Below are 9222 nucleotides of genomic sequence, written 5' to 3'. Positions count from 1 at the left end.
CTGCAGGCCGGGCGGCAACGCCCGGCCCTTGCTGCCGATCTTCTTGCGGTGCCGGCGGACGACGCCGGTGGCGTAGGTCAGAGTCTGGCGCGACAACGGCAGCGAAGCACGATACAAAAGCATGCGGAGCCTCTGGTGCGGACGAGGGATTGTGAGAGATCAACCGTCCTACCAGGGGCTCCTTGACGTTCCGGTGCAGCCACACCGACCGCGACCACCATGTGATCAGCAGACCCCGCACGGCTACTGAAAAAGGTTCAATGTCGGGCGAAGGCCCGGACTGAGGGCGGCTCTACAAAAAAGGCAACCGGGACCTTCCCGTTTTGAGTAGTATCTGAGTCTCTAGCCAACCCGGCGCGCCAGCCTTCGGCGTCGAACTCCCATCGGGCGCTCCGCTCCCCGAGCGCGCGCTATTCCGTTGAAGTCTCCTACCGACTATGAATAGACACCCTCTCGCCATCCCGTGGTAGGCGGCCTCGCATGACCGTAAGGCGACATTCAGACCTGAACGCTGGTCGTCGAAGGTGAGGGAGGCCTCCAGCGACCGTCGGTCCGCCCCACATTTCACACTTCTTCCTAGGGGAGGACTCTTAGAACCGAATGTCCTGGAGCCCGTCCCGGCGGGGGCGGGACGGGGGGCGACGGCGGTCAGGACTTGTCGACGTGGCCCGGGACCGGGTCGGAGGCGTGCGGGCCGGCGATGACGGTTCCGCAGCCGCCGCAGGCCGCCTGGACCTGCTTCAGCAGCGTCATCTTGTTGACGGTGAGATAACCGATGTTCATCGTGACGGCGGTGTTCTCCGAAACCAGCACCGCGACCGCCGAAATGTTCGTCTTGGTGTAGTTTCCGTAGGCGGTCGCCTGGGCCGGCGTGCCGAACTCGGCATAGGTCATCTGTCCCGCCGCGTTCGGGAACAGCTCGCCCTTCTTCTCGTAGCAGCTGTATTCGCGGTAGAACGTCGTCTGCTTCGAGTACGGCTTGCCGATCGCGAACGTGCCGTCGTTCCATTCCCCGTAACCGCACGCGCGGTCGCCCCCGAGGGCGGTGTCGCCCACCCCTTTGACCAGGTCGAACGTGAGCTTCTTGGGAGCCGCCTTGACCGGCGCGGCGCTCTTGGCCGCACCCTTGGCGCCGCTCTTGGCCCCGCTCTTGGCCGCGGCGTGCGAGGTCCCGCCGGAGCCCCCGCAGCCGGCGGCCAGGACCATGCTCACCCCCATGAGCCCCACCATCATCCCCCAACGTGTGCCGGTTCCCCGCATGTCCGGACTTCCTCTCTGAACGGCCTTTACGCGAATGATGGGCTGTTCAATGGCCCAGACGCCAGGGACTCTGGAACGGTTCAGCCCGGGACACGCGGCGCTTCAATAAGTCCATACCTTGGCCAGAGTTTCTTTAGTGCCGTACCGGCGAATCTCACAAAGGTGATCACCGATTCACCCTGGAGCGCGTTCGACCACGACCGCATGCTGGACGCGCTGGCGGCACGGGAGAACTTCCCGGTCGCCGCGCGGCTGCTGCCCGCCCGGCACCGCGCCGACCTGCGGGCGGTGTACGGCTTCGCGCGGCTCGTCGACGACATCGGGGACGAGGCGCCGCCCGCGCAGCGCGCGGACCTGCTGGCCCTGGTCGACGACGACCTGGACCTGGTCTACAAGGGCGGGACGCCGAAGCTGCCGCAGCTGCGCCGGCTGGCGGGCACGGTGCACGCGCACGGGATCCCGGCCGAGCCGTTCCGGCGGCTGGTCGAGGCGAACCGGCAGGACCAGGTCGTCCACCGCTACGACACGTTCGAGCAGCTCGTGGAGTACTGCGCGCTGTCGGCCGACCCGGTCGGCCGCGTCGTGCTGCACGTGTTCGGCGCCCAGGGCGCCGGGCTGGAGCGGGCGTCGGACCGGGTCTGCACGGCGCTGCAGATCATCGAGCACTGCCAGGACGTCGCGGAGGACCACCGGGTCGGACGCGTGTACCTGCCGGCGGAGGACCTGCGCCGGTTCGGCTGCGCGGACGGCGACCTGGCCCGCCGGACGACGCCGACGCGGCTGCGCGGGGTGGTGGCGCTGGAGGCGGGGCGCGCCCGCGACCTGCTGGACCGCGGCGCCGCGCCGCTGATGAGGGGACTGTCCGGATGGGCCCGGGTCGCGGTGGGCGGCTACGTGGCCGGCGGGCGGGCGGCGCTGGCGGCGCTCGCCGGCGCCCGCTACGACGTGCTCGCGCATCCGCCGCGCCCCCGCCGGGCCGCAGTGCTGGCCGGGTGGGCGCGCGCACTGGGAAGGGGCTGAGCGATGACGGTTTCAGAGACGTGTGAGCGGGCCGACGAGGTCGCCGGGGCGTACCGGCACTGCGAGCGGGTGGTCCGCGAGGAGGCCCGCAACTTCTCCTACGGGATCCGGCTGATGCCGCCGCCGAAGCGCCGCGCGATGAGCGCGATCTACGCGTTCGCGCGCGGCGTCGACGACGTCGGGGACGGCCCGGAGCCGGCGTGCGTGCGGCTGGACCTGCTGGACCGGTCGCGGCAGCGGCTGCTGACCGTCCAGGAGGTGCTGCGGCGGCGCAGCGACGTGCGGGCGCTGGAGGGCCATCCGGTGCTGACGGCGCTGGCGGACGCGGCGGGCCGGTTCCCGATCCCGCTCGCCGCGTTCGACGAGCTGATCGACGGCTGCGAGAGCGACGTGCGGGGCGCCCGCTACGAGACGTTCGACGACCTGCTGCGCTACTGCCAGCAGGTCGCGGGCTCGGTGGGCCGGCTGTCGCTCGGGGTGTTCGGGTCGGACGGCCGGCAGCGCGCCGAGGGGCTCGCGGACTCGCTGGGCGTCGCGCTGCAGCTCACGAACATCCTGCGGGACGTCCGGGAGGACCGGTTGGCGGGGCGGGTGTACCTGCCCGCCGAGGACCTGGAGCAGTTCGGCTGCACGCTGGAGCTGGACGAGTCGGGCGTGTTCATCGACCCGCCGTGGCGGCTGCACAAGCTCGTCGCCTTCCAGGCGGAGCGGGCCCGCGCCTGGTACGCGGAGGGGCTGCGGCTGCTGCCGCTGCTGGACCGGCGCAGCGCGGCGTGCACCGCGGCGATGGCGGGGATCTACCGGCGGCTGCTGGAGAGCATCGCGGAGAACCCGGCCGCGGCGCTGAACTCGCGGGTCTCGCTGCCGACGTGGCAGAAGGCCGTGGTCGCGGCGCGCGCGCTGACGGGGGTGGAGCGGTGAGCGTCGTCGTCGTCGGCGGCGGCCTGGCCGGCATCAGCACCGCGATCGCCCTGCAGGAGTCGGGCGTCCCGGTCACGCTGGTGGAGGCCCGGCCGTGGCTCGGCGGCGCGACCCACTCGTTCCGCCGCGACGAGCTGAGCGTCGACAACGGCCAGCACGTGTTCCTGCGCTGCTGCACCGCCTACCAGGGGCTGCTGCGGCGGCTGCGCGCCGAGCACCTGGTGCGGATGCAGGACCGGTTCGACGTCGCGGTGCTGCGGCCGGGCGCGCGGCCGGCGCGGCTGCGCAGGTCGCCGCTGCCGAGCCCGCTGCATCTGCTGCCGTCGCTGGCGCGGTACTCGCACCTGCCGGTCGCCGACCGGCTCCGGGCGGTGCGCGCGTCAGCGGGGCTGCAGCGGCTCGACCCCGACGACCCGGCGCTGGACCTGCTGTCGGCGGGCGCGTGGCTCGCCGAGCGCGGGCAGCGGCCGTGGGCGCGGGAGGCGCTGTGGGGGCTGTTCATCACCGCGGCGCTGAACGCCGAGGTCGGCGACGCCGCGCTCGGCCTGTCGGCGATGGTGTGCCGGCGGGCGCTGTTCGGGCGGCCGGACGCCGCCGACATCGGCGTCCCGACCGTCCCGCTCGGGGAGCTGCACGGCGGCCCGGCGCTGCGCCGGATCGCGGAGATGGGCGGCACCGTCCGGCTCAAGGCGAAGGTCGAGGCGGTCACCACCGACCCGAAGGTGATCGTGGACGGCGTGCCGATCGCGGCGGACGCGGTGGTGCTGGCCGTCCCGCACGAGGCGGCGGCGCGGCTGCTGCCCGCCGAGGCGCTGCCGCAGCCGCTGCGCTGGCACGAGCTGGACGCGAGCCCGATCGTGAACGTGCACGTGGTGTACGACCGGCCGGTGCTGGACGAGCCGTTCGCCGCGGCGGTCGGCTCCCCCGTCCAGTGGATCTTCGACCGGTCGGGGGTGGCTGGGCTGCGCGACGGCCAGTACCTGGCGATCTCGCTGTCGGCCGCGGACCGCTGGATCGACCGGCCGACCGCGGCGCTGCGCGCGGAGTTCGTGCCGGAGCTGGCGCGGCTGCTGCCGGCGGCGCGCGGCGCGCGCGTCCGCGAGCTGTTCGTGACGCGGGAGCGGCGGGCGACGTTCCGGCAGCGGCCGGGCAGCCGGTCGCCGCGCCCGGGGGCCGCGACCCGGGCCCGCGGCCTGTTCCTGGCCGGCGCGTGGACCGACACGGGCTGGCCCGACACGATGGAGGGCGCCGTGCGCAGCGGCCTGACCGCCGCCCGCCTGGTCCGCCGCCACCTGGAGGGGGTGCGGGACCGGTGACCGCCGCGTCCGCCGCGCCTCCCCCGGCCCACCGCCGCTTGGAGAGGTGTGATCGATGACGGCCGTTCCGGTCTCGATGACCGATGTTCGCGGGCTGGTCGACGGGGCGCTGCGCGCCGCGGTCGGCCGGCTCGATCCGCGCACCTACCGGGTCGCGGCCTACCATCTCGGCTGGGCCGACGAGGAGGGCCGCCCGCTCGCGGCGCCCGCCGGGAAGGCGCTGCGCCCGGCGCTGGCGCTGCTGTCGGCGCGGGCGGCGGGGGCGCCGCCGGAGAGCGCGCTGCCCGGCGCGGTCGCGGTGGAGCTGACGCACGCGTTCTCGCTGCTCCACGACGACATCATGGACGGCGACCGGACCCGCCGGCACCGCCCGGCGGCGTGGACGGTGTTCGGGGAGCCCGCCGCGATCCTCGCGGGCGACGCGCTGCTCGCGCTCGCCCTGGAGGTGCTGCTGGAGGCGCCCGGGCAGGGGTCGGCGCGGGCGGCGCGCTCGCTGGCCGTCGCGACGCGGCGGCTCATCGCGGGCCAGTCGCTCGACCTGGAGTTCGAGACGCGCCGGCAGGTCGGCCTCGACGAGTGCGCGGCGATGGCGGCGGACAAGACCGCCGCGCTGCTCGCCTGCTCGTGCGCGATCGGTGCGGTGCTGGACGGCGCGCCCGAACCGCTGTGCGCCGCGCTGGAGTCGTTCGGCGCGGACCTCGGCCTGGCGTTCCAGCTGGTGGACGACCTGCTCGGCATCTGGGGCGACCCCGCCACGACCGGGAAGCCGGCGCTGTCGGACCTGCGGTCGCGGAAGATGTCGCTGCCGGTGGTGGCCGCGCTGAACTCCGGCACGCCGGAGGGGGCGCGGCTCGCCGAGCTGTACGCCCGGCCGCCGGACCCCGAGGGCCCCGACGAGGACGAGCTGGCCGAGGCCGCCGCGCTCGTCGACGCGGCCGGGGGCCGGGCGTGGGCCGAGGCGGAGGCCGGCGAGCGGATCGCGAGCGCGGCCGCGCACCTGGCGTCCGCCGGTCTGCCCGAGCCCGTCCGCGCCGAGTTCCTGCACATCGCCGCCTTCGTCACCCGCCGGGACCACTGATGACCGCGACCGAACCCACCGGGACCACCGCGTCCACCGCGTCCACCGGCACCACGGGGACCACGGGGACCCGGACGGCCGCCGAGGCGATGGCGGCCGCCCGCGACCACCTGCTCGGCCTCCAGGCGCCCGAGGGCTGGTGGAAGGGCGAGCTCCAGACCAACGTGACCATGGACGCCGAGGACCTGCTGCTGCGCGAGTTCCTCGGCATCCGCACCGCGGACGACACCCGCGAGGCGGCCCGCTGGATCCGCTCGCAGCAGGCGCCCGACGGCACCTGGGCGAACTTCCACGACGGGCCGCCGGACCTGTCCACGACCGTCGAGGCGTACGTGGCGCTGCGGCTCGCCGGCGACGAGCCGGACGCCCCGCACATGCGGCGCGCCGCCGCGTTCGTCCGCGGCGAGGGCGGCATCCCCGCCACCCGCGTCTTCACCCGCTTCTGGCTGGCGATGTTCGGGCACTGGCCGTGGGACGAGCTGCCGGTGGTGCCGCCGGAGATGGTGTTCCTGCCGCGCTGGTTCCCGCTGAACGTGTACGACTTCGCGTGCTGGGCGCGGCAGACGATCGTCCCGCTGACGGTCGTCGCGGCGAAGCGGCCCGTCCGGCCGCTGCCGTTCGAGCTGGAGGAGCTGCGGTCGGGGCGGCCGGTGCGGCGCGGGCGGCGGGGCCTGCCCGGCTGGGACGAGGCGTTCGGCGCGCTGGACAAGGTGCTGCGCGTCTACGAGCGGCGGCCGCTGCCCGGCCTGCGTAAGGCGGCGCTGCGCCGCGCCGGCGAGTGGATCATCGCGCGGCAGGAGCCGGACGGGTCGTGGGGCGGCATCCAGCCGCCGTGGGTGTACTCGCTGCTCGCGCTGCACCTGCTCGGCCACGGCCTGGACCACCCGGTGGTGCGTCGCGGCCTGGACGGGCTGGAGCGCTTCACCATCCGGGACGCGAAGGGCCGCCGGCTGGAGGCGTGCCAGTCCCCCCTCTGGGACACCGTGCTGGCGATGAACGCGCTGGTCGACGCGGGCGTGCCCGGCGACCACCAGGCCCTGGAGGCGGCGGCCGGGTGGGTGGTCGGCGAGGAGGTGCAGGGGCCGGGCGACTGGTCGGTGCGCCGCCCCGACCTGCCGCCGGGCGGGTGGGCGTTCGAGTTCGACAACGACTACTACCCCGACACCGACGACACCGCCGAGGCCGTCCTCGCGCTGAGCCGCGTCGGCCATCCGGAGGCCGAGCCCGCGATCGAGCGCGGCGTGCGGTGGATGGCCGGGATGGTGTCCAGGGACGGCGGGTTCGGCGCGTTCGACGCCGACAACACCCGCGCGCTGTGCCGGCGGCTGCCGTTCTGCGACTTCGGCGAGGTCATCGACCCGCCGTCCGCCGACGTCACCGCGCACGTCGTGGAGGCGCTCAGCCACCGCGGCATGGCCGACTCGACGCTGGTGAAGCGGGCCGTCGTGTGGCTGCTGAAGGCGCAGGAGGACGACGGGTCCTGGTTCGGCCGGTGGGGCGCCAACCATGTGTACGGCACCGGGAGCGTGGTGCCCGCGCTCGTCGCGGCGGGCGTCCGGCCGGAGAAGCCGGCGATCCGGCGGGCCGTCCGCTGGCTGGAGCGCCACCAGCGCGAGGACGGCGGCTGGGGTGAGGACCTGCGCTCCTACCGCGACCCGGAATGGGTCGGGCACGGGGTCTCCACCGCGTCGCAGACCGCGTGGGCGCTGCTCGCGCTGCTCGCGGCCGGGGAGCGCGGCGCCGCCGTCGAGCGGGGCGTGCGGTGGCTCGTCGAGCACCAGCGCCCCGACGGCACCTGGGACGAGGAGCACTTCACCGGCACCGGGTTCCCCGGCGACTTCTACATCAACTACCACCTGTACCGCCTGGTGTTCCCGCTGTCGGCGCTGGGCCGCTACGTGAAGGGGATCGGTTCCTAAATGGCCATGCCACTGCGCCAGAGCCTGCGCGTCGGCGGGTACGTCCTGCGGAACAAGCTGGCGGGGCGGAAGAAGTTCCCGCTGATCGTCGAGCTGGAGCCGCTGTTCGCCTGCAACCTGGCGTGCGCGGGCTGCGGCAAGATCCAGCATCCGGCGAGCGTGCTGAAGCAGCGCATGCCGGTCGAGCAGGCCGTCGCCGCGATCCGCGAGTGCGGCGCGCCGATGGTGTCGATCGCGGGCGGCGAGCCGCTGATGCACCCGCAGATCGGCGAGCTGGTCCGCGAGCTGATCCGGATGAAGCGGTACGTGTTCCTGTGCACGAACGCCGCGCTGATCCCGCGGAAGATCGACGACTTCGCGCCGTCCCGGTACTTCGCGTGGGCGGTGCACATCGACGGGCTCCGCGAGCGGCACGACGCGTCCGTGTGCAAGGAGGGCGTGTTCGACGAGGCGGTCGCGGCGATCCGGATGTGCCAGGAGCGCGGGTTCCGGGTCACCACGAACACCACGGTGTTCAACACCGACACCCCGCAGACCGTCATCGACGTGCTCGACTACCTGAACGACGACCTGCGCGTCGACCAGATGATGATCTCGCCGGCGTACGCCTACGAGAAGGCGCCCGACCAGGACCACTTCCTCGGCGTGCAGGAGACCCGGTCGCTGTTCCAGAAGGCGTTCGCGGGCGGCAACCGCAAGCGCTGGCGGTTCAACCACTCGCCGCTGTTCCTGGACTTCCTCGAAGGCAAGGTCGACTTCCCGTGTACGGCGTGGGCGATCCCGTCGTACTCGCTGAAGGGCTGGCAGCGTCCCTGCTACCTGATGGACGACGGCTACGCGCAGTCCTACAAGGAGCTGCTGGAGGAGACCGACTGGGACTCCTACGGCCGCGGGCGCGACGACCGCTGCGCCAACTGCATGGCGCACTGCGGCTACGAGCCCACCGCCGTGTTCGCGACGATGGGCTCGCTGAAGGAGTCGCTCCGCGCGGTGCGGAGCGTCTGATCAGCGGCGTCCGATCACCTGATCAGTCGTCCCGCAGCTCGCGGACGACGTCGCGGACGGCGGCGGCCAGCGCGCCGGCGTCGTCCACCAGCCCGGTGTCCGCGCAGACGCCGAAGCACAGCTCGCGGTCGACGCCGAGCGCGGCGACCGCGAGCGGCGCGCCGGGCGCGAGCGGGACGACCGGGTAGACGCCGGTCACCGGGACGCCCGTCAGCAGCAGCCGCTCGCGGCTGGCCGGCAGGCTCGACACGATCCCCTGCAGGAACCGGCCGCCGTAGACGGCCCGGGCGAACCGCGCGTGCAGCGGCACCGGCATGAGCCGCCCGACGCCCCGCATCACGAACCACGCGGCGAGCGCGCGGGTGCCGGACCGCAGGACGCGGCTGCGCCGGGCGATCTCGGCGAGCCGCTCGCGCTCCGGCATCGCGCCGATCGGCAGGTCGACCATGACGGCGGTGGTGTGGTTGCCCTCCATGCCCTGGCCGGGCGCCCGCATCATCAGCGGCACCGCGACGCGGCACTCCCGCGGCGCCTCTCCCGCCGGGAACCGGACGGTCCGCCGCAGCGCGCCCGCGACCGCGCACATCACGACGTCGGAGACGCGGGCGCCGTGCCGCCGGGCGATCGCGCGGGCCTCGTCGAGCGGGACGCGCAGGGTGCCGAAGCGGCGCCCGGCCGTCCCGGCGGACGGCAGCCGCGCGGG

General features: G+C 74.0%; 8 protein-coding genes. 6 read left to right on the top strand and 2 right to left on the bottom strand.

Annotated elements, in window-relative coordinates; translation table 11 throughout:
• Positions 1 to 648 precede the first annotated feature (648 nt).
• Positions 649 to 1206: a hypothetical protein gene (locus F9B16_RS46075; protein WP_151546599.1), complete on the bottom strand. Its 558-nt coding sequence runs from the start codon at positions 1204 to 1206 to the stop codon at positions 649 to 651.
• A 216-nt stretch (positions 1207 to 1422) separates the two neighbouring features.
• On the opposite strand from F9B16_RS46075, the gene hpnC reads away from it, so the two are divergent.
• From hpnC to hpnH, 6 genes are read left to right on the top strand one after another with little or no spacing between them, the layout of a single operon-like run.
• Positions 1423 to 2280, top strand: coding sequence for a squalene synthase HpnC (gene hpnC / locus F9B16_RS53275; RefSeq protein ID WP_225992539.1), 858 nt, complete (start codon positions 1423 to 1425; stop codon positions 2278 to 2280).
• 3 nt (positions 2281 to 2283) lie between these two features.
• The gene (gene hpnD / locus F9B16_RS53270) at positions 2284 to 3201 is read left to right on the top strand and encodes a presqualene diphosphate synthase HpnD (RefSeq protein ID WP_225992538.1); all 918 of its coding nucleotides are present in this window, start codon (positions 2284 to 2286) and stop codon (positions 3199 to 3201) included.
• Positions 3198 to 4517 (top strand): hydroxysqualene dehydroxylase HpnE, encoded by a 1320-nt coding sequence (gene hpnE, locus F9B16_RS46065; protein WP_192809333.1) that lies wholly within the window; start codon positions 3198 to 3200, stop codon positions 4515 to 4517. Before hpnD ends, hpnE begins: the two co-directional genes overlap by 4 nt.
• Positions 4518 to 4572: 55 nt before the next feature.
• Positions 4573 to 5595, top strand: coding sequence for a polyprenyl synthetase family protein (locus F9B16_RS46060; RefSeq protein ID WP_151546597.1), 1023 nt, complete (start codon positions 4573 to 4575; stop codon positions 5593 to 5595).
• Positions 5595 to 7514: a squalene--hopene cyclase gene (gene shc / locus F9B16_RS46055; protein ID WP_151546596.1), complete on the top strand. Its 1920-nt coding sequence runs from the start codon at positions 5595 to 5597 to the stop codon at positions 7512 to 7514. The genes F9B16_RS46060 and shc overlap by 1 nt, the downstream gene beginning before the upstream one ends.
• Positions 7515 to 8519, top strand: a complete 1005-nt coding sequence (hpnH, locus tag F9B16_RS46050) for an adenosyl-hopene transferase HpnH (RefSeq protein ID WP_151546595.1) — start codon at positions 7515 to 7517, stop codon at positions 8517 to 8519.
• A 22-nt stretch (positions 8520 to 8541) separates the two neighbouring features.
• Here hpnH and F9B16_RS46045 read toward each other — a convergent pair.
• The coding region (locus F9B16_RS46045; RefSeq protein WP_151546594.1) for a WS/DGAT domain-containing protein at positions 8542 to 9222 on the bottom strand (681 nt) is incomplete at its 5' end.

The sequence above is a fragment of the Actinomadura montaniterrae genome (assembly GCF_008923365.1).
In the GTDB taxonomy this organism is placed as follows: domain Bacteria; phylum Actinomycetota; class Actinomycetes; order Streptosporangiales; family Streptosporangiaceae; genus Spirillospora; species Spirillospora montaniterrae.
This window is presented reverse-complemented; position numbering and strand designations above follow the sequence as displayed.